Annotated in this window: 18 protein-coding genes and 2 pseudogenes; 9 read left to right on the forward strand and 11 right to left on the reverse strand. The window is 67.7% G+C overall.

Annotation, left to right across the window (positions count from 1 at the left end; translation table 11 throughout):
* Nucleotides 1-97: 97 nt before the first annotated feature.
* The 7 genes and pseudogenes from BIZ42_RS15145 to BIZ42_RS15175 all read right to left on the reverse strand — a co-directional run bounded on the left by BIZ42_RS15145 (nucleotide 98) and on the right by BIZ42_RS15175 (nucleotide 7,921).
* Nucleotides 98-1,282, reverse strand: coding sequence for an HlyD family secretion protein (locus tag BIZ42_RS15145; protein ID WP_070426905.1), 1,185 nt, complete (start codon nucleotides 1,280-1,282; stop codon nucleotides 98-100).
* 8 nt (nucleotides 1,283-1,290) lie between these two features.
* Nucleotides 1,291-2,976, reverse strand: coding sequence for an MFS transporter (locus BIZ42_RS15150; RefSeq protein ID WP_070426906.1), 1,686 nt, complete (start codon nucleotides 2,974-2,976; stop codon nucleotides 1,291-1,293).
* Nucleotides 2,973-3,539, reverse strand: a complete 567-nt coding sequence (locus tag BIZ42_RS15155) for a TetR/AcrR family transcriptional regulator (protein ID WP_070426907.1) — start codon at nucleotides 3,537-3,539, stop codon at nucleotides 2,973-2,975. The genes BIZ42_RS15150 and BIZ42_RS15155 overlap by 4 nt, the downstream gene beginning before the upstream one ends.
* A gap of 167 nt (nucleotides 3,540-3,706) precedes the next feature.
* On the reverse strand, nucleotides 3,707-4,282 hold the full coding sequence (locus tag BIZ42_RS15160; RefSeq protein WP_216636693.1) for a DUF4303 domain-containing protein: 576 nt from the start codon (nucleotides 4,280-4,282) through the stop codon (nucleotides 3,707-3,709).
* A 173-nt stretch (nucleotides 4,283-4,455) separates the two neighbouring features.
* A pseudogene (locus BIZ42_RS19360) lies at nucleotides 4,456-5,108 on the reverse strand (TonB-dependent receptor); the annotation flags it as partial.
* Between the two features lie 5 nt (nucleotides 5,109-5,113).
* Nucleotides 5,114-5,551 carry a hypothetical protein gene (locus BIZ42_RS19590; RefSeq protein WP_156785756.1) on the reverse strand — a complete coding sequence of 146 codons (438 nt, stop codon included), beginning with the start codon at nucleotides 5,549-5,551 and terminating at the stop codon, nucleotides 5,114-5,116.
* A 168-nt stretch (nucleotides 5,552-5,719) separates the two neighbouring features.
* On the reverse strand, nucleotides 5,720-7,921 hold the full coding sequence (locus tag BIZ42_RS15175) for a TonB-dependent receptor (RefSeq protein ID WP_070426909.1): 2,202 nt from the start codon (nucleotides 7,919-7,921) through the stop codon (nucleotides 5,720-5,722).
* Nucleotides 7,922-8,078: 157 nt separating this feature from the next.
* On the opposite strand from BIZ42_RS15175, the gene BIZ42_RS15180 reads away from it, so the two are divergent.
* A complete protein-coding gene (locus BIZ42_RS15180; protein WP_019184444.1) occupies nucleotides 8,079-8,492 on the forward strand; it encodes a MerC domain-containing protein in 414 nt (137 codons plus the stop codon).
* A gap of 118 nt (nucleotides 8,493-8,610) precedes the next feature.
* Nucleotides 8,611-8,793 carry a 30S ribosomal protein THX gene (locus BIZ42_RS15185; RefSeq protein WP_019184443.1) on the forward strand — a complete coding sequence of 61 codons (183 nt, stop codon included), beginning with the start codon at nucleotides 8,611-8,613 and terminating at the stop codon, nucleotides 8,791-8,793.
* A 72-nt stretch (nucleotides 8,794-8,865) separates the two neighbouring features.
* Here BIZ42_RS15185 and BIZ42_RS15190 read toward each other — a convergent pair whose 3' ends face one another.
* The 3 genes from BIZ42_RS15190 to BIZ42_RS15200 all read right to left on the reverse strand — a co-directional run bounded on the left by BIZ42_RS15190 (nucleotide 8,866) and on the right by BIZ42_RS15200 (nucleotide 12,159).
* Nucleotides 8,866-10,128, reverse strand: a complete 1,263-nt coding sequence (locus tag BIZ42_RS15190) for an ectonucleotide pyrophosphatase/phosphodiesterase (protein WP_070426910.1) — start codon at nucleotides 10,126-10,128, stop codon at nucleotides 8,866-8,868.
* A 76-nt stretch (nucleotides 10,129-10,204) separates the two neighbouring features.
* On the reverse strand, nucleotides 10,205-10,696 hold the full coding sequence (locus tag BIZ42_RS15195) for a methylated-DNA--[protein]-cysteine S-methyltransferase (RefSeq protein WP_070426911.1): 492 nt from the start codon (nucleotides 10,694-10,696) through the stop codon (nucleotides 10,205-10,207).
* Nucleotides 10,693-12,159 (reverse strand): DNA-3-methyladenine glycosylase 2, encoded by a 1,467-nt coding sequence (locus BIZ42_RS15200; RefSeq protein WP_070426912.1) that lies wholly within the window; start codon nucleotides 12,157-12,159, stop codon nucleotides 10,693-10,695. The genes BIZ42_RS15195 and BIZ42_RS15200 overlap by 4 nt, the downstream gene beginning before the upstream one ends.
* A 174-nt stretch (nucleotides 12,160-12,333) precedes the next feature.
* On the opposite strand from BIZ42_RS15200, the pseudogene BIZ42_RS15205 reads away from it, so the two are divergent.
* The 4 genes and pseudogenes from BIZ42_RS15205 to ubiM form a co-directional block, all read left to right on the forward strand.
* Nucleotides 12,334-13,365: pseudogene (locus tag BIZ42_RS15205) on the forward strand (hypothetical protein); the annotation flags it as partial.
* 173 nt (nucleotides 13,366-13,538) lie between these two features.
* Complete coding sequence (locus BIZ42_RS15210; RefSeq protein WP_070426914.1) at nucleotides 13,539-14,066, forward strand: DUF4019 domain-containing protein; 528 nt, start codon at nucleotides 13,539-13,541, stop codon at nucleotides 14,064-14,066.
* Between the two features lie 18 nt (nucleotides 14,067-14,084).
* Nucleotides 14,085-14,474 carry an MAPEG family protein gene (locus BIZ42_RS15215; RefSeq protein ID WP_019184437.1) on the forward strand — a complete coding sequence of 130 codons (390 nt, stop codon included), beginning with the start codon at nucleotides 14,085-14,087 and terminating at the stop codon, nucleotides 14,472-14,474.
* An 89-nt stretch (nucleotides 14,475-14,563) separates the two neighbouring features.
* Entirely contained in the window at nucleotides 14,564-15,736 is a 1,173-nt protein-coding gene (gene ubiM / locus BIZ42_RS15220) for a 5-demethoxyubiquinol-8 5-hydroxylase UbiM (protein ID WP_070426915.1), read from the forward strand.
* Nucleotides 15,737-15,759: 23 nt separating this feature from the next.
* On the opposite strand, the gene BIZ42_RS15225 is transcribed toward ubiM, so the two are convergent.
* Entirely contained in the window at nucleotides 15,760-15,990 is a 231-nt protein-coding gene (locus BIZ42_RS15225; RefSeq protein ID WP_070426916.1) for an RNA-binding S4 domain-containing protein, read from the reverse strand.
* A 268-nt stretch (nucleotides 15,991-16,258) separates the two neighbouring features.
* Between BIZ42_RS15225 and BIZ42_RS15230 the strand changes: the two genes are divergently transcribed.
* The 3 genes from BIZ42_RS15230 to BIZ42_RS15240 all read left to right on the forward strand — a co-directional run bounded on the left by BIZ42_RS15230 (nucleotide 16,259) and on the right by BIZ42_RS15240 (nucleotide 22,543).
* Nucleotides 16,259-18,202, forward strand: coding sequence for a DEAD/DEAH box helicase (locus BIZ42_RS15230; RefSeq protein WP_070426917.1), 1,944 nt, complete (start codon nucleotides 16,259-16,261; stop codon nucleotides 18,200-18,202).
* Between the two features lie 222 nt (nucleotides 18,203-18,424).
* The gene (locus BIZ42_RS15235; RefSeq protein WP_237393517.1) at nucleotides 18,425-20,806 is read left to right on the forward strand and encodes an EAL domain-containing protein; all 2,382 of its coding nucleotides are present in this window, start codon (nucleotides 18,425-18,427) and stop codon (nucleotides 20,804-20,806) included.
* Between the two features lie 102 nt (nucleotides 20,807-20,908).
* Nucleotides 20,909-22,543, forward strand: coding sequence for a diguanylate cyclase (locus BIZ42_RS15240; RefSeq protein WP_070426919.1), 1,635 nt, complete (start codon nucleotides 20,909-20,911; stop codon nucleotides 22,541-22,543).
* Nucleotides 22,544-22,560: the final 17 nt, after the last annotated feature.

A 22,560-nucleotide genomic window follows, 5' to 3' on the forward strand; every position in this document is an offset into this window, starting at 1 on the left:
CTGTTGATGTTGAAACGCCGCGCATCTGCGCGGCGTTTTCGTTTCTGCACGAGAGCGGATGTAACGCAGCCTGGGGCGAGGAAAGGCTGCAAGCACATCACCGCTTCGCACCGGCCGGCTCATGCACTTCCGCGGCGGTATCCACCTTGACGATCACCGACATGCCCGGGCGCAGGCGCGGGGCCAGCGGTTGGTCGGGGTCGATGGCGATGCGGATCGGCAGGCGCTGGACCACCTTGGTGAAGTTGCCGCTGGCGTTGTCCGGACGCAGGACGCTGAACTCCGAGCCCGTCGCCGGGGCGATCTGTTCGATGTGGCCATGCAGTTTCTGACCGTCGAAGGCATCCACGGAGAAGGTGGCCGGTTGCCCGATGCGCATCTTCCAGGTCTGGCCTTCCTTGAAGTTGGCCACCACCCACAGGGCGTCGGGGACCAGGAACAGCAGCTGCGAGCCGGCCGTGACGTACTGGCCCAGGCGCACCGAGGCCTCGCTGACCTGGCCGTCGCGCGGCGCCTGGATCACGGTGTTGGCGAGGTCGATCTTCGCCAGCTCCAGCTGGGCCTGGGCGGTTTCGACGCGGGCTTCCAGGCCTTTGCGGGCAACCTGGGTGGAGGTCAGGGTTTCTTCGGCGATGCGGATCTGCGCCTGCGACTGCAGCACGCTGGCCTGCGCGGACTGGGTGGTGGTGCGGAACTTGTCGCGGTCGTTGAGGGCGACCAGCTGCTGGGCGGCAAGCTCTTCGTAGCGCTTGAGTTCGGTGCGCGAGCGCGAGAGCTCGGCCTGGCCGGCGGAAAGGTTGGCCTGCGCCGCCTGGATCTGCGCGCGGTTCTGCGCCTGCGACTGATCGGAGTTGGCCAGTGCTGCCTTGGCGCTGTCCAGATCGGCTTCGGCCTGGACGACTTTCTCGCGGTAGATGCGGTCGTCGATGCGCAGCAGCGGTTCGCCTTGTTTGACGTGCTGGAAGTCCTTCACCAGCACCTCGGTGACGTAGCCGCTGACCTGTGGTGCCAGCACGGTGATCTGGCCGCGCACATAGGCGTTGTCGGTGGTCACCCGCGAGGTTTCGAACGGCCACAGCGACCACGCGCGCAGGATCAGTGCGATGCCGATCAGCGCGATCACGATCATGATGATGACACTCCGCAGGCTCGGCTTGAGGTACTTGGGCACGCCGGAGGGCGCGGCCGCCGGTGGCGGCGCGGGAGCGGGCGCGGCGTCGGTCGGTGGCGGCGGATTGACGTTTTCCGGGGCGTTATCGTCGTGCGGAGGTTGGGTCGACATGGGCGGGCTCATCGGGGCGCGACGCTGCCAGGCGTCGGCGCGGAAAGGGGAGGTGTCGGCGCGTGGCGTTTGCGCCATTGCTTGAGCACGGCGGTGCGGACCGCCAGCAGCAGCAACCAGCCCAGGAAGACCAGCGCGACGCGGCCGCTGAGCGCGAACACGTCATTGAACGCGCGCACGTTGGCTTCGCGGCGGGTGATCTGGGCCAGCTGCGCGGTGCCCTGGGCGCTGCGCTGGACCGGATCGGTGATCAGCCTGGCGTACATCTGCTGTTGCTGTTTCAGGCGTTGGGCGACCACGCTGTCGGCCGGATCCAGCTGGCTCACCAGCGCGCCGGAGTACACCTGCTCGCGGTGCAGTTGATAGGTGCCCAGCACGGCCGAGCCAGCCAGACCACCCAAGGTCTGGGTGATGGAGAGCGTGACCAGGAAGGTGATCATGTGGTCCACGCCCTGCTTCAACGCTTGGGTGATCCCGAGCATGATCAGCGGCCCCATGAACATGCCGGCACCGACCGAGGCCAGAAACTGACTGGCGAAGAAGTCGTGCGGGCGATCCAGGCTGGTACGGCTCTGGTCGAGCAGGGCCGCGCTGCCGAGCAGCAGGATGGCCATCAACAACTGCGGAATCAGCCGCTTCGGCCCGAAGGTCAGCGAGCTGGCCGCGATGCCGGTGATGACGCCGGCCAGGATCACCGCGAACAACGGCCGCATCTGGTCCGGCCCCATCCCCAGCGTACGCATCAGGCCGACCACGCCGTACGACTGTTCGGTGGTCAGGAAGCGGATCAGGAAGGCGCCGATGATGAAATGGATCACCGGCAGGCTGGCCAGCCACCGCGTCTGCAGCAACGGGTTGCGGCGGTAGTGCTCGATGATGAAGGCGGTGGTGGCCAGTGCGATGGAGGCGACCAGCGCCCAGCCCAGCCATGGCGTATCCAGCCACCAGCGGGTGTAGCCTTGCGCGAGCACCACCACGAGCAAGCCGACCGCGGGGGCAAGCAGGGCAAAGGTGAGGAAGTCCAGCGGCTCGAAGGCCTTGATCTGTGCACCGGGCGGCAGCTTGAGCACCACCACGGCAGCGAACGCACACAGCGCCAGACCGGCTTCGAACAGATACAGGTTGTGCCACTGGCCGGTGTCGACAAGACCGGGCGAGACCAGCCAGGCGATCGGCACCGCGAGCTGCGAGATACCCACGCCGATCACCAGCAGGTTGCCGGTGTATTTGCGTGGCAGCGACTGCAGCATGTACAGCGTGCCGAGCGTGGTGCAGGCCGCACCGGCAAAGCCGCTGGCCGCGCGCATCAGCACGGTGGTTTCAAACGTGCCCACGAACAGATGCAGCACCGCCAGTGCGGCATACAGGCCCAGACCGATCTCGGCGAACAGGCGGATGCCGTACTGCTGGCGGAACTTGAAGGCGAGCAGATTGGCGGTGACGTTGACCATCGCATAGGCGGCCACCAGCCAGCTGCCCTGCGCCGGGGTCAGCCCGAGCTGGCCCTGCAGGAACGGCAGGTTGGCGCTGACCAGCGCATTGCCCAGGCCACCGGTGATGCCGACCAGCAAGGCGACCAGCGCATAGGCGAGGCGGCGGTGCGGGGGATGCCACGGCATCGAAGCCGAGCCCGGGAGGGTCGGTTTTTCGTGCTCCTCCCAGTCCGGAACCGGCTTGAGGTACTGCGGCATCATCCCTCCCCGTCGGCAGGCCCCCGCAATCCGCCACGCAGCAATTGCAGGGCGCGCGTGGCCAGCCGGGCGCGTTCGTCACGCGTCTTGCCACGCAGCGCGGCTCCCAGCATGCCTGAGATGAGTGAAATGTCCGTCGTTTCCAGGTCCGGGCGGCACAGGCCGGCGGCGACCGCGCGGGCGATCGGTTCGCGCAGCAGTTCGTAGATGGTCTCGCGCGCGGTCCGGATCGGGATCTGATCTGGATCCACCGCGCGCCAGTAGTCCGACAGCGCGGGCGACTGGACGATTCGGTTGGCCATGCCTTCGAGCACCTCGAACAGCGCGTCGTCGCGATCGCCCAGGCTCTGTACCTGGCGCGCGATGCGGTTGACGGTGCGCTGGAGCAGCGCCTCGACCAGTGCGGTGCGGTCGGGGAAGTTGCGGTACAGCGTGGCCCGGCCGACCTGGGCGCGTTCGACCACCAGGTCCAGCGGTGCGTTCACGCCATGCTGGCCGAACACGGCATCGGCAGCGTCGAGGATCTGGGCGCGGCGGGCCGCCGCATCGGCACGTTGGGTGGTCATGGCTTCATTTTCGGACACAAATGTCCGGATGGCGAGAGACAGATGGCGACGGGATTGTCCGCTTGTTGTCGTACGTACATCTTTGTGACTGATGCGTGAATTTCTGCAGCCGTCGCGAAACGGTAGGTTCAGGCTATGTGCGAATGAACCACCTCGAGAGCTGTTACTTATTCCGTCAAGGGTTCGGCTGCCTCCAGGAGCCAAGAAACGAGCGCAGCTGAAGGGTTCAAGCGCATCGCCCGGCGGGTGTTGCCCGCATCTGGTGGCACAACCTCGACGTTGACCAGCACTTTCTCGCGCGCTGCGCCAGTTCCAAAGAGCCCCTCTGCATTCACTGCGTGTAGGGCGCCTTCCATCGCGCCAAGGCGAAGTTCATGCTCGTGGTCCCATTCTGCTTCCGATATGGCGCTCATGTCTGGGCGTCTCGCAAAAAGCGCGCGGACGGGCTCAAATGCATCCCTGCCGACATCGAAGTAGGGCGCATCCGCGTAACTCCATTTGAGGTCGAGCACGTTCTCAGACGAGATCGCAGCAACCGCAGCTCTTTGCAGCGCCTCGACCGACCAGGCACACAGGATGGGGGCAAGCCCTTCCCCTGTGGTGATGAGCACGACGTAGTAGAAATGCTCCCCCGTTGATTGCAGCTCGGCGACTGCTGCCCGGACAGCTGGGATCAAGGCATCGCGCAGCAGGGCTTGCGATGTAGCTGTCGGTGGTATGACTTGCATGGTCTTGATCTGCAAAGCGAATAGCGGTGGCGCGCAGTGTGCCCCACATACAAAACGGGGGCCAGTTGGCCCCCGGGACAGAACGACAGGAAACGTGGCTAGGAAGTTGGTCCTCGCGCTGCGCGAGCGGCATGGGGTTAGGGGACAGCGCCTTTCCTGCGGAAAGGATCCGCCCCCGGTGCGCCTCATCAGAAGTACGCGCGGATGCCGAACGCGACGCCGCGGCCCGGCAGCGGCGAATAGTCGCGCAGCAGGGAGGTATGCGGGCGGACCTCGCGGTTGGTCAGGTTGCTGCCATCCAGGAAGACTTCGTAGCTGTTGCTGCCGGTACGGTCCCAACGGTAGGCGACGTGCGCGTCGACCAGGGTGTAGCCGTTGCTCGGTTCCTCGTTCTGGGCCACGTCCTTCTGGCTGCTGTAACGCACGGCACCGACCGAGGCACGCCAGCCATCCCTGGACCAGCGCAGGTCGGCGCCGACACGGCCCGGGGCGATCCGCGGGAGGTAACCGGTGTTGGCCAGGTCCACGGTGTAGTTGTGGTTGTGGTCACCGTGCGGGACGGCGATGTCGACGCTGCGGCTGCCGCTGCCATCCAGTTCGGCTTTCACGTAATCGTCGAACACGCGCAGGTCCCAGTCGCCGCCGTTGCCTTCGAAGAGGTGGAACAGGGCTTCGGCTTCGGCCCCCTTGAAGGTGGCGTCCTGCTGGGTCCACAGGCGGACCGGCAGCGATTCGACCACGCCGGTGTCGGCCAGGTGGATGAAGTCCGTGAATTTGGTCTGGTAGTCGCAGAGAAGTCCAGGCGCTCGCTGTGGAGGCGGATGCCAAGTTCCACGCGCTGGGCGCTTATCCTGTCTTCTTTCTGCTCTTGATAAAATCGATGAACTCCTTCTTATGGCCCTCAAAGACGCGACGGCCGTACTTCCGATACTGAGGCTCGAACAGGGCGAAGGCCGCATCCAGGTTTCCCGATTCGAACTCGATGGTGGCGGCAAGCTCATCCATGTACTCGGTCGAGGCTTCGCCTTCTCCATAAGTGTTTCTGGCCATCGCTGCCCACTCCTTGGCCTTCTCAAACTGGGCGGTGTCGCTATAGAAGACCGCAATGCCATACGATGACATCTGCCCGTAGTCATACGCAGATTTCGGCTCAGGGATCATTCCCCAGCCTTCAAGGAAATGATGCTCCGCCTCAGCAATATCTCCCGTCAGCCACGCGGTTCTCCCGCGCTTGGCTATGGCAAGGAAGCGCTCTTCCAGATCCGCGCCGAGGCTCAGAGCCATGTGGATGTCTCCTACAGTTGAACATTGAATCGCATTCTGGATAAGTCTAGCTGAGGCGCCGATGGGGATCTGGTGGAGGCGCACCACTCCTTTGAAGTTCGTGCCATTTGCGACAAAAGGAGGGGCCATTCGGCCCCCCTTTAGCGATACAGAAATCCCGCAAGTCGATCAGAAGTACGCGCGGATGCCGAAGGCGACGCCGCGGCCCGGCAGGGGGGAGTAGTCGCGCAGCAGCGAGGTGTGCGGGCGCACTTCCTGGTTGGTCAGGTTGCTGCCGTCCAGGAAGATCTCGTAACTATTGCTGTCGTTGCGGTCCCAGCGGTAGGCCAGGTGTGCGTCCACCAGCGTGTAGCCCTTGCTCGGATCCTCGTTCTGCGCCACATCCTTCTGGCTGCTGTAACGCACCGCGCCCACCGATGCCCGCCAGCCGTCACGCGACCAGCGCAGGTCCGCGCCGACCCGGCCCGGCGCGATCCGCGGCAGGTAACCGGTGTTGGCCAACTCCACGCTGTAATTGTGGTTGTGGTCGCCGTGCGGCACGGCGATGTCCACGTTGCGGCTGCCACTGCCGTCCAGCTCCGCCTTCACATAGTCGCCGAACACCCGCAGATCCCAGTCGCCTGCGTTGCCCTCGAACAGATGGAACAGCGCTTCGGCTTCGGCACCCTTGAAGGTGGCGTCCTGCTGGGTCCACAGGCGGACCGGCAGCGATTCGACCACGCCGGTGTCGGCCAGGTAGATGAAGTCCTTGAACCTGGTCTGGTAGATCGAGGCGGAGAAGTCGACGCGGTCGCTGTGGGTGTGGATGCCCAGCTCGACGCGCTGGCCGCGCTCGGTCTTCAGGTTGGCATCGCCGATTTCCAGCGAACGGGTGGCGATGTGCGCACCTGCGGCGTACAGCTCTTCGTTGGTCGGGGCGCGCTCGGAACTGTCGATGCCGAAGCGCAGGTCGACGGCATCGTTGAGCGTCCAGATGCCGGCCGCGGAGAGGTTGGTGGCGTCGAACCTGCGGGCGCGGTAATCACCGGTCGGGTCCAGCTTGACCTGGTCGTGGCGGCCGCCCAGTTCCAGCTTGAACGGGCCGAACTGCTTTTCCTGCAGGACGAACAGGCCGATGTTCTTCGTGCCGGTATCCGGAACGAACGCCTCTTCACCCTTGGCGCCGAAATCACTGTTGCCGAACTGCAGTCCGAACGCGCCATCCCAGCCGCCGATCTGCTCCTGCACGGCTTCCAGGCGGCCTTCGATGCCCCGGTTGGTGAAGCGGGTGGCCGGGGTGCCGGCCTCCAGCTCCACGTGTTCGTAATCGGTATAGGCCACGCGTGCGTTGATGTTCTTCAGGAACGAGACCGGGTTGTAAATGCCGGCCTTGGTCTCGAAGCGGTTCTGCACCATGTCGATGCGGACGTCATGCTCGTCACCTTCTTCCTCGTCGCCATGGTCGTGATCATGATCGTGGTCATGACCGTGGTCGTCCTCGGCATGCACGTGCGCGCCGTTGGGAATGCCGTAGTTGGTGCGGTAGGTGCTGGCCGAGACGCCGAAGTAGCCGTCATCGCCCAGCCACGTGGCACCGACGCCGCCGGCGCGGGTGCGGACCGAGCTGTTGTCCAGGCGGCCGCGGCGCGGCTCGTCCGAATCGCCTTCCTCGTGGTCGTGGCCGCTGTGGTCTTCCAGGCCATCGATCACGGCATAGCCGGGAATCCGGTAGTCATCGCCATTGCGGACCAGGCCATCGACATGCAGCACGACGTTGCCACTGACACCATCCAGCCGGAACATCCCGCTGCGCTCGTCGTTGACCGAGTTGCCACGCAGTTCGGCGCGGCCGCTGAGCGGACGGTCCGGCAATTCGCGGGCGATGCGGCCATCGACCACGTTCACCGCACCACCGATTGCGCCGCTGCCGAACAGCAGGGTGGCCGGGCCTTTGAGCACTTCGATCTGATCGGCCAGGAACGGTTCGATGCTGGTGGCATGGTCGGCGCTGACGGTGGAGGCATCCATGTTGCCCATGCCATTGGACAGCACCGCCACGCGCGGGCCTTCCTGGCCGCGGATGATCGGGCGGCCGACACCGGGACCGAAGAAGGTGCTCTGCACGCCGGGCAGCTTGGCCACGGTGTCGCCAAGGGTGCCGGCCTTCTGCTCGTCCAGGCGCTCACCGGCCAGCACGTCGACCGGGCGGGCCAGCGATTCGGCATCGCCCTGCAGCGGCGAGGCGGTGACCTTCACGGTGGACAGTTCGGTCAGGTGACGGTCGCGGTGGCTGCTGGCGTCATCGGCGGCGAGCGCCAGCGAAGGCAGCATCGCCGCGGCAAGGGCCAGGGAGAGGGCATGGGGTTTGAGCAGGAGGGAGCTGGAGCGCATAGGGCAAGGGCCTTCGGTCAATTGTTACAATATATCAATGGTGGGGCGCGCGAATCCCGTCATGGGACGGGTAAAGGGCAAGTCAGGGGGAGGCAGGGTGCGCGTCGGGATTGATGTTATATTATTCCATAACGCTTCGCCGACCCTGCTGGAAGTCATGCCCCTGTTCGCTCGAGTTCGCCATCTGCTGGATCGTTTCGGTGCCACCGGCTCGCTGTTGTGTGCCGTGCACTGCGCTGTGCTTCCGGTGCTGCTGGCCGCTGCGCCATCGCTGGGCCTGTCCGTGTGGATGAGCGACGGGGTGGAGCTTGCCCTGGTCAGCTTCGTGACCCTGTTGGGCCTGTTCAGCCTGGTCTGGGGCTGGCGCCGTCATGGCGCATTGCGCGCGCTGGGCTTCCTGATTCCAGGCCTGAGCGCTCTCTGGGCGGGGCTGTTGTACGACCCGCTGCACCACTCGGCGGTGCCGCATGCGGTGGTGATGACCCTGGGCGGCGTGCTGGTCGGTGTGGCCCATCTGGTAAATCTGCGGCTGAACCACGGCCACGTCCACGACGCCAGCTGTGCTCATTGAGAGCGCGCATGGTAGGCTTTCCGATCGTGCGCGGGGGCGCCTGAGAGGGCGGCCCCGCCGAACCCGTGTCAGTACGGGGTAATCAGATTTCGCAGCATTCAGACTAAGGAGTTACGACATGGGTAAGGGTGACCGCAAGACCGCCAAGGGCAAGCGCTTCAATGCCAGCTACGGCAATTCGCGTTCGCACGTCGTGAGCAAGGCGGCCGTGGGCGCAGCTGCGCCGGTTGCCAAGAAGACCGTGACGAAGGCGCCGGCCAAGAAGGCCGTTGCCAAGAAAGCGGTGGCCAAGGCCGGCTGATCCAGCCAGGCGGGTCCATGAAAAACGCGGCGCTTGCGCCGCGTTTTTTTTTGCCTGCGCGCCGGAATCGCCTCAGCGCAGGGCGGGCAGCAGGCGCTCGGGATCGCCATCGTTGGGGGCGGCCGGGACACCCAGCAGACGCGTCAGCAGCGGATAGACATCCACGTTGTCGAACCCGGGCAGGGTCTTGCCCTGCTGGAACGACGGACCACGGGCGATGAACACCGCGCGCATCGAGGGCAGGGCATTGTCGTAACCGTGCGAACCGCGGTTGCCGGGTTTGCGCGTGGCGATGCGCTCGCGGGTCAACGCATCCCAGCCTTCGTGCATCTGGCACAGGATCGGCGGAATGCGCGGATGGCTGCCGTACGCCCAGCGCGGCGGCAGGGCGTCGCGACGCCAGCAGTCGTAGTGTGCGTGCGCACCGAGCAGGATGTTCTCGGCCTGGCGTTGCTTGCCCGGCAACGGCGCAAAGCCGACCGACTGGCCCACCGATACGTCCTTGGCGATGGACGGGTCGACCATGTCTTCGGTGGCGATGACCTGGCCTTCGGGCACGCTGGCCATGCCGTGGTCGGAGACGACGATCAGATTGGTGCTGTCGGCCAGGCCGCGTGCCTGCAGCCCGTCCAGCAGGCGGCCCATGGCGGTGTCGACCTCACCGATGGCGGCGGCGTACTCGGGCGACTCCGGGCCGTGGCCGTGGCCGGCGTGATCGACCTGTTCCATGTACAGCGTGACCAGGCGCGGGGCCTGCGGGTCGGTCTGGCCGAGCCAGCTCAACACCTGATCGACACGGTCGGGCAGGCGCATCGTGCTGTCGTACTCCCGCCATTGACTGGGGCGCACGCCCTGGATGGCGGCTTCGCTGCCCGGCCACGACAGCGTCGCGGTCCGCACGCCGGCCTTCTCCGCGCCGACCCAGATCGGCTCGCCGCCCCACCAGCGCGCATCGGTGACGGCCTCGCGCAGGTTCAGGCGGAAACTGCCCAGCTCCGCTTCTTCCATGCTGTTGTGGATGATGCCGTGGTGGTCCGGGCGCAGCCCGGTGACGATCGTGTAGTGGTTGGGGAAGGTCAGTGCCGGATACGACGGCGTCATCCATCGTGCGCGCACGCCGCTGTCGATGATCCGCGACAGGTTGGGGCTGAGGCCACGGTCGAGCATGTCCGCACGCAGCCCGTCGATGGAGACCAGCAGCAGTTTGGGCGCGGTGGCCGACGGTGCCGGGACGGCGGTCGCCGCGGCGGCGCGGGGCGGGGCGGCAGGTGGGGTCGCGCAGGCGGCCAGCGAAAGTGCGGCGGCGAGCGCCAGAGAAAGGCGGACGGAAATCATCGCACCATGATAGTGCGCGGCGGTGACGCGCCAAAGACAACCGTTGGCACGTTCGCCCTCAAAACGCCGTGACCGGCTACGCGAACAGTGCGTCCCGCCGGGCTTCCAACTGCAGCAGGGCCGCCTTGGTGGCCAGCCCGCCGCCGAATCCGGTGAGTGCCCCGCTGCTGCCGATCACGCGGTGGCAGGGCAGCACGATCGGCAGCGGATTGCGGCCATTTGCGGCACCGACTGCGCGGCTGGCGCTGGGGTGATCGATGTGACGCGCCAGTTCGACGTAGCTCCAGGTCTGGCCGAAGGGAATATCGGCCAGCGCTTTCCACACGCGCAGCTGGAACGGCGTTCCGTGCGGGGCGAGTGGCAGATCGAAGCGCATGCGTTCGCCGCGCAGGTACTCCAGCAGCTGCCCGCGTGCGCCGCGCAGTGCGTGTGCGTCGCGCTGCCAGTGCTCGCGGCCTTTGGCGTCGTAGCGGTTGTTCTCGAACAGGATGTGGTGGATGCCCTGGCTGTCGCCGGCCACGGTGAGGGCGCCGATCGGGCTGTCGAAGGTGTCGTAGAGCAGGGTCATGAGGGAACTCCCGGAGCAGGGGTGGCCAGGTGCCACAGGTGCAGAACGGCGTAGGCGCGCCAGGGGCGCCACGGTTGCGAACGTGCCTCGGTAGCGCGCTCGCTCAAGCGCGTGCCATCGCCGAGCACCTGTTGCAGGACCAGATCGCCGGCGGGGAACGCATCGGGCAGGGCCAAGGCGCGCAGCGCGATGTAGTGCGCGGTCCATGGGCCGATCCCGGGCAGGGCGACGCAGCGTTCGACGAAGCCGGCCAACGACTGGCCGGCGCCAAAATCGAGCCGGCCCTCGACCACCGCCTGGGCCACACCGCGCACGGTGGCGGCCCGGGTACGCGGCAGGCCGATCGTTTCCAGCGGCGCCTGGGCCAGCACCGCGGGCGAGGGGAACTGGCGGTCCAGTCCTGCCGGCATGCCTTCCAGGGTGGCCCCGAAGCGGTCCACCACGCGGCGTGCCAGCGTCGCGGCGGCGGCCACGCTGACCTGTTGGCCGAGCACGGCGCGCACGGCCACTTCAAAGCCATCCCAACCGCCGGGCACGCGCAGCCCCGGGCGCTGCGCGATGCCCGCAGCGAGCAGCGGCTCCTGCATCAGCGTGGCGTGCACCCTGAGCAGATCCGCGTCCAGATCGAAGATGCGCCGCACGCGCCGGACGATGCCCGGAATAGCGCGCGGATCGACCTGGCCCAGCCGCAGCAGCAGTTCGGGGCGCCGTGGATCGGCGGTCACGCTCAGCAGTGAGGGACGCTCGGGCGGCCCGATCACGCGCTGGTAGCTGTCCGTGCCGATCTGCTCGATGCCGGGAATCGCGCGGCGGCGCAGGAAACCGAGCATCGCGGTGAAATCGAACGGCGGCCGATAGCCCAGGCGCAGCGTGAGCGCGCCATCGGTCAGCGCGCCACGCTGGCGGCGGATCGCGGTCGGGGGCATGCCGCAGCCATCCAGGAAGGCCGCGTTGAAACGGCGCAGGCTGTTGTAGCCCGAGGCCATCGCGACATCGGTCACGGGGAGCGCGGTCTCGGTCAGCAATTGCTTGGCCAGCAGCAGCCGCCGCGTGGCGTGGATCTGCGCTGGCGCGGCGCCGAGGCGGGCGACGAACAGGCGCTGCAGCTGGCGGGCACTCAGGCCGACGTGCGCGGCCAGATCGGCGACCGGTTGATCCTGCAGATAACCCTCATGGATCAACGCCAACGCGCGCTGCAGGGTTTCATTGTCCAGCGCGTCCTGGGCCTCGGGCGCCAACTCGGGACGGCAGCGCAGGCAGGGGCGGTAACCGGCTGCCGCTGCGGCGGCCGCGGTCGGGTAGTAGGTGACATTGGAAGGCTTCGGCGCCGGTGCCGGGCAGACCGGACGGCAGTAGATGCCGGTACTGCGCACGGCGGTGAAGAACACCCCGTCAAAGCGCGCGTCGCGGGCCAGGCGGGCACGTTCGCAGGCGGTGTGGTCCAGGGGCAGGGCGGTCTCCATGGGGGCCAGTCTATGCCCGCCGCCCGGGCCTGGCTCGCCATTTTCGGACAGCAATGCCATGCCGGGGTCGCCCGGTTCAGGGCAGGTTGCCGCGATGCGCCGGACGCGCACTAGACTGTGCGTGCGCGCTCATTTTGCCGCGCATTCCCCCCTTGCAAGGATTCCGGGTTGTCCATGTTGCTCAAGTCGTGGTGGTTGCCGTTGTTGTACCTGGGCCTGGCCGGTTGCAGCCAGCTGGAGAACCCGGGCAATGTCACCGCCGCCGACAAGGCCGTGCGGGCGCAGACGGCCGATGGCGATCACATGGTGTCCATCAATGCAGCCGATGCGCCGCCCCCGCCGCCACCCGCGCCCAAGCGGGGCGATCTGAGCTGGCCGCAGGCCGCGTTGGAAAACGGCAAGGCGTGGATCAGCTGCGATACCGACTACGCCGGGGAGGCCGGCGATGGCGCCCCGTTGGAGGCGCTGGACCGGGCCAGCATCGAGGCCGCGCTGCAGCCCTGCGCCGAGCGCGGCCTGCTGCGCGTGCGCTATGTGGGCAAGATCAATCCGGGCTTCTCCGAGCTGGTCGCCCGGCTGGCGGTGGTCGCCGATGCGCAGCGGATTTCGCGGCGCATCCTGGATTTGGATTCCAGTGGTGGCCAGGTCGAAGCCGCCATCGTGGCCGGCGACCGCATCGGTGAATCCAACTGGACGATCTGGGTGCGCGAAGGCTCGGTCTGCCACAGTGCCTGCGTGTTCGTGCTCGCGGCTGGCGACAACCGACTGGTCTCGGGCAAGGTCGGCATCCATCGCATGATGCGGATCAGTTCCAAGGCGACCTCGCGTGCTGAACTCAACCGCGAACTCCACGAGGTCTATGACAACGTGAAGGATTACCTGCAGCGCAACGGCGTGGCGGTGGGCGTGGCCGACTTGATGATGACCGTGCCCAACCGCAGCCTGCGCCTGTTGACCGCCGAGGAGCTGCGTCAGTTCGGGCTGGACGGCACCAACGCCGTGCAGGACGACCTGGAGCGGATCAAGCAGATGCGCAAATGCGGCGATGCGTTCGTGCGCCGCAAGGATGCCTTCCTGGTCGCCTTCGATCAGGAGTGCAAGCGCGAGGGCAGCGAGCTGGAGGCCGTCAACAGCTGCGGGCAGGCGCTGAAGCAGCGCTTCGGTTTCCCCGACGAGACGTGTCCGGACGAGAGTCCGCTGTCGGAAATCGATGTCTCCACCCTGCTGCCGACCACCGTGGCCCCGGACCAGCCGGAGACCGCCGAGCGGACCCTCGGCGACGCCCGTCCGGCATCGGCCGAGGCCGCCGAACGCAACTGACGGAGGACTCACGTCCTTCCCGTAGACTGGGCCCGTTCCTTCCAGCCAACGGTGTCCTGATGCGTGTTCCGCTGCTGCTGTTGTCCGCTCTGCTGCCTTTCGCCACGCTGGCCCAGACGCCGCCGGCCACCCCTGCACCCGCGCCGGCGCGCCCCGCGCCTGCGGCCACGCCCGCAGCGCGTCCGGCACTGAGCCCGGCGCAGCAGGCGCAGGTGCAGAAGCAGGATGCGGAAATGACCGCCGCCGCGTTGCAGGTGGCCAAGCTGGTCGATGCCAACCGCGCCGGCGAGGCGTGGAAAGGCGCTTCGGCCGTGGCGAAGAAGTCGGTGACCGAGCAGGCGTTCGTCAGCCAGCTCACCGCTGATCGCCAACGTCTTGGCGCGCTGGCCTCGCGCGGCCAACCGGTGGTGACCCGGGTCAAGTACGCCGCCGGGGCAACCGTTCCCGAAGGGCTCTACATCAACGTCAGTTTCCCCACGCGCTTTGCCAACAGTGCCCAGCCGGTGCGCGAACTGGTCTCCTTCCGGTTCGACGAAGACCGCATCTGGCGCCTGGCCGGTTACAGCGTGCGTGCCGCCACCCCCTGATTGCCGGAGCCTGCGCAGATGAGTATCGAGATCCAGATGCTGGTGTGGTCGATGGTGCTCGGCCTGGTGCACGTGTTCGCGCCCTCCACGCTGATCACCCGCGAGCGCGGCATCGGCTGGAACGCCTCCGCGCGCGATCAGCCGATGCCACCGCCGGGCCCGCTGGCCGGCCGCCTGCAGCGCGCGCAGAGCAACTTCATGGAAACCTTCCCGTTCTTTGCGGCCGCGGTGCTGGCGGTGGTACTGACCCAGCGCCAGGATGGGATGACCGCCGTGGCGGTGCAGCTGTATTTCTGGGCGCGCCTGATCTACCTGCCGCTGTACGCCGCCGGCGTGCCTTATGTGCGCAGCCTGGTGTGGCTGGTCTCGCTGCTGGGCATCGTGATGCTGCTGTGGGCGTTGCTGTGAACGGGTGCTGGCGCGGCTGATCCAGATCAAGGACGCCACTGGGGGTGCGGCGCTAAGCTGCACCTCACACGTAACGGCAGGATGGGATCATGCAGTCTGTGGATGTGGTGGTGGTGGGTGCCGGCCCGACCGGGCTGTGCTTCGCGCGCGCGCTGGCCGATACCGGCCTGAGCGTGACGCTGATCGAACAGCAGCCGCGCGCGGCGCTGGCCGATCCGGCCTTCGATGGCCGCGAGATCGCGCTGACCCACGCCTCGCGCCAGATCCTGGAATCGTTGGGCCTGTGGGAGCGGCTGGACCCGGCCGAGATTTCCCCGCTGCGCGATGCCAAGGTGATGGACGGCGGCTCGCCGTTCGCGCTGACCTTCGCTGCGCACGAGCGTACCGGCGATGACCTGGGCTGGCTGGTGCCCAATCATCTGATCCGCCGCGCCGCGTGGCAGAGCGTGCAGGCCCAGGCCGGGCTGGACATCGTGGACCAGGCCAGCGTGACGGCCGTCGCCCCCGACCCCACCCGCAGCACGCTCACCCTGGCCGATGGCCGCCAGTTGGCCGCGCGCCTGGTGGTCGCCGCGGACAGCCGCTTCTCCGCGACCCGGCGCCTGCTGGGGATCGGGGCGCAGATGCGCGACTTCGGCAAATCGATGCTGGTGTGCCGGATGCAGATCGAGGTGCCGCACCGGCACACGGCCTGGGAGTGGTTCGGCTATGGCCGCACGATGGCGCTGCTGCCGCTCAACGGCGACCAGGCCTCGGCGGTGATCACCCTGCCGCCGCGCCAGATCGCAGGCCTGATCGCCCAGGACGAAGGCGACTTCGGCCGCAGCATCAGCGCGTTCTTCGAGCATCGACTGGGCGCGATGCGGCCGCTGGCCAGGCCGGTCGCGTATCCGCTGGTGGGCGTTTACGCGCACGCGTTCGCTGGCGACCGCTGCGCGTTGATCGGCGATGCCGCGGTCGGCATGCATCCGGTGACGGCCCATGGCTTCAATCTGGGCCTGCAGAGCCAGCATCGGCTGGCCGGGATCGTGCGCAGGGCGGCGGGGCAGGGGCGCGACATCGCCGCGCCGTCCGGGCTGGCCGCGTACGAGCGCGGCCACCGGTTGGCCTCGCGGCCGCTCTACGAGGCGACCAATGCGATCGCCTCGCTGTATACCGATGACCGCCTGCCGGCGCGGCTTCTGCGCCGGGCCGGGCTGCGGCTGGCGCACGGCGTGGCCCCGTTTCGCCAGTTGATCGCCGCCCACCTCACCGGCAGGTGACGACCGTTGGTCGTCACACAGGGTCAGGGCGCGTCGCTGTCGGCGATCACGTGGATGACGGTGTCGGCGAACTGCACCTGCTGGCCCGCGCGGATCTTGCAGGCCTTGCGCAGCTCCACTTCACCATCCACCAGAACCTGGCCGTCGCCGATCACGGTCTTGGCTTCGCCCCCGCTGGTGACCAGGTCGGCCAGCTTGAGCAGCTGCTTGAGCTCGACGTAGTCGCGGTCCAGTTCAAATTCGAGGGTCGGCATGAAAACGGGTATCCTGGGAAGGGGCGCGGGCGTTGGGCCCGGCCGGGAGAGGGCGCGTATTGTGCGCCAGCACGCGGCAGAACGGCATCCACGTGGCAATCTGTACACGTTGTTCAGGAACGATGCGGTATCATCGCCCCCTGAGTGAGTGAATTCTCCTCCGACCGAGCAGCGCCAGGGCACGCGATAAGAAAGGGCGCCCAAAGCGCGGACCATCCCCCTTTTTTATCTCACTGCCGCGTAAAACGGCGGTGTTTCGGAGTTCCCCATGTCCCAAGATTCCACCACGCCGCTGCGGTTTGCAGACCTCGGCCTGTCCGACGCCGTCATGCAGGCGGTCGCCACCGTCGGCTATGAAACCCCCTCGCCGATCCAGGCCGCCACCATTCCCGCCATGCTGGAAGGGCGCGACGTGCTGGGCCAGGCCCAGACCGGTACCGGCAAGACCGCCGCGTTCGCGCTGCCGGTGCTGTCCAACCTCGATTTCAACCAGACCAAGCCGCAGGTGCTGGTGCTGGCACCGACCCGCGAACTGGCCATCCAGGTCGCCGAGGCGTTCCAGACCTATTCCTCCGGCATTCCGGGCTTCCGCGTGCTGCCGGTGTACGGCGGCCAGCCGTATGGCCAGCAGCTGCAGGCCCTGCGCCGTGGCGTGCACGTCATCGTCGGTACCCCGGGCCGTGTGATCGATCACCTCGAGCGCGGCACCCTGGACCTGTCCGAGCTGAAGACGCTGGTGCTGGACGAAGCCGATGAAATGCTGCGCATGGGCTTCATCGACGACGTCGAAGCGGTGCTGAAGAAGCTGCCGGAGACCCGCCAGGTCGCCCTGTTCTCGGCCACCATGCCGTCGCAGATCCGCCGCATCGCGCAGACCTACCTGAAGAACCCGGCTGAAGTCACCATCGTCAGCAAGACGACGACCTCGGCCAACATCCGCCAGCGCTACTGGTGGGTGAGCGGCATGCACAAGCTGGACGCGCTGACCCGCATCCTGGAAGTGGAACCCTTCGACGCGATGATCATCTTCTCGCGTACCAAGGCGGCCACCGAAGAGCTGGCCGAGAAGCTGCAGGCACGTGGCCTGGCTGCGGCCGCCATCAACGGCGACATGCAGCAGGCCCAGCGCGAACGCACCATCGGCATGCTCAAGGAAGGCAAGCTGGACATCCTGGTGGCCACCGACGTGGCCGCCCGTGGCCTGGACGTGGAGCGCATCAGCCACGTGCTGAACTACGACATCCCGTACGACACCGAAAGCTATGTGCACCGCATCGGCCGTACCGGTCGTGCCGGCCGCACCGGTGACGCGATCCTGTTCGCCACCCCGCGCGAAAAGGGCATGCTGCGTGCGATCGAGCGCGCCACCCGCCAGCCGATCGAAGAAATGCAGCTGCCGAGCGTGGACGCGGTCAACGATACCCGCATCACCAAGTTCATGAGCCGCATCAGCGATGCCCTGGATGCCGGTGGTACCGAGTTCTACCGCGACCTGCTGCAGAAGCTGGAAGGCGAGAAGAACGTGCCGGCGATCGACATCGCCGCCGCACTGGCCAAGCTGCTGCAGGGCGATTCGCCGTTCCTGCTGACCCCGCCGGTGCGTGGTGCCCGTGAAGAGCGCGCGCCGCACCAGCGCAACGAGCGCAGCAACGACCGTGGCGAGCGCCCGGCCCGTTTCGAACCGCGCTTCGAGCGTGGCCCGCGTCGTGAAGACGACCGCGGCCCGCGCCCGCCGCGTCCGGAAGGCGACTTCGGCAGCAGCGAGGGCGGCTTCGAGCGTGCCCCGCGCCGTGACATCGCCCCGCGCGGTGCCGCCGAGCCGGGCATGGAAACCTTCCGCATCGAAGTGGGCCACGTGCACGGCGTGAAGCCGGGCAACATCGTCGGCGCGATCGCCAACGAAGCCGGTCTGGAAAGCCGCTTCATCGGCCGCATCGACATCCACGACGACTTCTCGGTGCTGGACCTGCCGGCCGAAATGCCGCAGGACCTGCTGACCCACCTGAAGAAGGTGTGGGTCTCGGGCCAGCAGCTTCAGATGCGCAAGGTCGAGCCGGGTGAAGACCTGACCCCGTCCCCGCGTCCGGCGTTCAAGCCGAAGTTCGGCCAGGGCAAGCCGCGTGGTCCGGGTGGCCCGCGCAGCGGCCCCGGCGGCAACGACCGTCCGCCGCGCCGTGATGGCTTCAAGCCGCGCGGTCCGCGCAACTTCTGATCCCCCTCGGGTGATCGACGCGACGCCAGCCTCCGGGCTGGCGTCGTCGTTTCCGGCCCCCGCGTCCCTGGGCGCCGGTTTCGCGCCGTCTCAACAACACTGGCCCTAGCCTGCGGGTTGGACCATGCTCCAATGGAATGAGTTTCCACATCCGCAGCCCCGGGGGGATCGGCGATGTATGGAGGTCGCAGGGAGAGTGGCGGCACCGCGATACCGTATTCCATGCGGGGCCTGACCCTGCGCTTCGTGCTGTTGACCGGCATGGCCATCGGCCTGGTCGGCATTTCCGCCCTGATCCAGGAGCTGCAGGCGGCCTCCACCGCATGGATCATGGGCCAGAGCCACTGGTCGCGCGGCCAGCAGCAGGCCACCCACGCGCTGTCGCGGTACATCACCTCGGCCGATCCAGCCGATCTTGCGCTGACCCGGCAGGCGCTGCGGGTGCCGCTGGGCGACCTGACCGCCCGCCGTGCACTGGAACAGGCCGCCCCGGACATCGCTGCCGCACGCCGGGGCTTCATCGAAGGCGGCAACGCCCGCGGCGACATCAACCGGTTGATCCTGTCGTATCGCTACCTGCGCGATCAGCCGTATTTCCGCGACGCAGTGCGCCTGTGGCGCGACACCGACGACGATCTGCTGCAGCTGGTGGCCATCACCGACCGGGTCCAGGCCGGACATGCGGCCGGCAGCCTGACCCCGGCGGTACAGCAGGCACTGCTGCGCCGGGTGCAGGCGCTGGACGTGGACATGCAGAACCAGGCGCGGGCGTTCTCCAGCGCGTTGCTGCATACCGCGGCGATGGTGCGCATGACCACCTTCATCGTCGGGGGGCTGTCGGTGCTGGCGATCACGCTGATCGCGGTGCTGCTCGCGCGGCGCGTGCGCAACGACCTGACCGAGCAGGAAAGCCGGTTCCGCGCGGCGTTCTACCAGGCCACGGTCGGCATGCTCAAGCTGGACGAGGAGGGCGGCATCATGGAGGCCAACCAGGCCATGGCCGATATCCTCGACCATCGCCGTGAGGCGCTGCTCAGCCTGTCGCTGGCCGATCTGCTGGTGGAGGGGGAGCTGGTCCTGGACGAGCGCGGGCGGATCGACTGGCCACGCCAGCTGCGCCCGGGCGAGCTGCGCTTCCTGCGCGCCGATGGCAGCCTGATGTGGGGGCGCTGGAGCGGGACGGTGGTGCATACCCGGGGGCGCGCGCCGGCGGTGTTCGCGCTGGTGGAGGATGTCTCGCAGAACCATGCGCTGGCGCGGGAGGTGGAACACCACGCCAGTCATGACCCGCTGACCGGGCTGATCAACCGCCGCGAGATCGAGCGGCTGCTCGATCAGGCGCTGGTGGCGGTACGCGCCGAGGGCGGGATCCACTCGCTGTGCTACATCGATCTGGATTACTTCAAGCTGGTCAACGACGGGCTCGGCCATGCCGCGGGCGACCAGCTGCTGCGCAGTTTCGCCGATTACCTGGTCGGCGCCGTGCGCGATGGCGACTGGGTGGGCCGCCTGGGCGGGGACGAGTTTGCCCTGTTCCTGGCCAACGCCGGCCAGGACGAGGCCAAGCAGGTGCTGCAACGGGTGATCCGCACGCTGGGCCAGGTCAGCCTGCATCACGGCGACGGCGCCCCCCGGGTGAGCTGCAGCGTCGGCGTGGTGGAAGTGACTGCCGAGGCACCGGATGTGAACTGGCTGATGAGCGCGGCCGACAGCGCCTGCTATGCCGCCAAGGAGGCCGGTCGCAACCGTGTGCATTGCTACAACGAAAGCCGCATGGCGCTGGACGAACGTCGGCGCGAAGCCGAGCGCTTGGCCAATGTCTCCAGCGCGATGGCCGAGAACCGCATGCTGCTGTATGCCCAGCGCATCGAGCGGGTCGGCGATCCGGAGTTCCTGCACTACGAAGTGCTGGTGCGCATGCGCAGCCCGGAGGGTGCCCTGCAGGGGCCGGCCGAGTTCATGGGCGCGGTGGAACGTTACGGCATGGGCATGGCGCTGGACCGGCACGTGTTGTCGCTGTTGTTCCGGCACCTGCAGGTGTGCCCGAGCCACGTGCAGCAGCTGGGCCTGTGCAACGTCAACGTGTCGGCGCAGTCGATCGCCGAGCCCAGCTTCCTGGCCTTCGTCACCGATCTGCTGGAACGCAACCGCGGCCTGGCCCGCAAGCTCTGCTTTGAAATCACCGAAACCGCCGCGGTCAGCAACCTGGCCCAGGCGCGTGCCTTCATCGACGCGGTCAAGGCGCGTGGCTGCCGCATGGCGCTGGATGATTTCGGCTCCGGGTTGTCCTCGTTCGGCTATCTGCGCCAGTTGCCGGCAGACATGCTCAAGATCGATGGCGTGTTCGTGCGCGACATGAACGTGGATCCGGTCAACCGCGCCGCCGTGCGCGCGATCACCGAGGTGGGCCGCGAGCTGCACATGATGGTCGTTGCCGAGTGGGTCGAATCGGCGGTGGTGGCCGACCAGCTGGCGCAGATGGGCGTGGAGGGTTTGCAGGGGTATGCGATCGAGCGCCCGATCCCGCTGGAGCGGATGACCCAGCTGGCGATACGGCCGGTGCGCGCGGGCCTGTCCTCCGACGCCTGGCGGGGCATGCCATGATGCGATAATCGCCGCCGACGGTTCCGGACACGGTGTGCGCGGACGAACACGGGCGGGCAGGACGCAGGTGTGAGCAACGGGGGCGGTTATTCAATCGGGTGGATGGCGTTCGCGCTGGTGCTGCTGTGGCTGTTGCCCTGGAGCCTGCAGGCGGCGCCGCGCGTGGGGCAGGACTTCCTGTTGCTGGGCGGGGCCACCGATGAGGTGACGCCGCAGCGCGCCTGCGCGCCGGATGTACTGGCACGCCACCAGGAAGTGCTCTCGATCCCGGCGCCCGCCGCCGGCTGGTCGGGCAAGCCACAGGCCGTGGACGTATTCGGGGTCCTCACCGGCGAGGTCCGCATCAGCCATGGCGACCGCGAGATCTGCGGCAGCATGCACGACGCCCGCACGCGCGATTCGCGCTTCCGGGCCGGGGTCGGGTTGGTGGTGGTGCCCAAGGCCGGCGATCACGAGCCGATCGTGGTGTCCTGGACCCGGCCGCTGAAGCCGCGCTGGGTACCGACCATCCAGCTTGGCGCGCCCAGTCCGGTGCAGCAGAACGACACCGCCCGGCTGCTGGTGCGCGCAGCCTGTATCGCCGTGGCGATCGCCCTGGCGCTGTCTGCGCTGATGGGCTGGGCCACCACCCGCGACCGGTCTTTCCTGGTGTATGTCGGCGCCTGCGTTGTGTTCGTGCTCTGGCAGGCGGTGCTTGGCGGGCTGAGCGGCTATCCCGAGCCGTGGTTGCCGGTGCACGACCGCGCCTCCTGGTGGCTGATCGCACTCACCGCGTTCAGCCAGGCCTTGCTGCTGCCGATCCTGTGGCGCCTCACCGGCGGTGACCGGCGCTGGCCGCGCTCGCGTCCGGCCCAGCACCTCGTGCTGTGGGGCCTGATCGCGCTCGGGCTGAGCGTGCCGCTCTGGGGGCTGGACGGGCTGAGCGCCGGGGCGGCAGCGCTGGAAGGCAGCTTCCTGGTCGTCTGCACGCTGTGTCTCGGTGCGGGCCTGTGGGGGCTGTGGCGGGGCGATGCGCATGCACTGCCGGGGCTGGCCGCGCTGGCCCCTTGGTGGATCATGATCGGGGCCGACGCGCTGGACGCGCGCTGGCTGGTGGCCTATCGGATCGAAGCGCTGCAGTTGTCGGCCACCTGGTTCTTGATGATGGCCGCCTACGCCCTGAATCTCCGGCTGGGCAGGCTGCGCCGCCAGCGCGATGAAATGCGCCAGCTGGCCGACACCGACGTGCTCACCGGCCTGCCCAACCGTCGCGCCGGCCTGCGCCTGCTCGCGCAATACCTGGAACGGGCGCGCCAGCAGCCGCATGCGCTGGCGATCGGCTTCCTGGACATCGATCTGTTCAAGGACATCAACGACCAGTTCGGGCATGAGGTGGGCGACCAGGTGCTGGTCGCGGTGGCGCGCGCGCTGCGCGGCTCGGTGCGCAACCATGACGATGTGATCCGGATGGGCGGTGAGGAATTCCTGGTGCTGCTGCCCGGTGCCGGCCATGCCGCAGCCGTGGCCCGGCTGGAGACGGTCCGTCAGCAGGTGGCGGCGGTGACCCAGACGCTGGGCATCCCGGGCCTGACCGTCTCGGCCAGCATCGGCCTGGCGGTACTCCAGCCGGGCAGCGACGATCTGGCCGGGTTGCTGCGCCGGGCCGACCACGCCATGTACTGCGCCAAGCGCAACGGCCGCAACCAGATCCACGATGGCGAACGCACCACGACCGCCGGCGATCCATTGCCGGCCTGAACCACCGGCACGCGGAA

This window comes from Stenotrophomonas sp. LM091 (genome assembly GCF_001806305.1).
Classification (GTDB): Bacteria; Pseudomonadota; Gammaproteobacteria; order Xanthomonadales; family Xanthomonadaceae; genus Stenotrophomonas; species Stenotrophomonas bentonitica_A.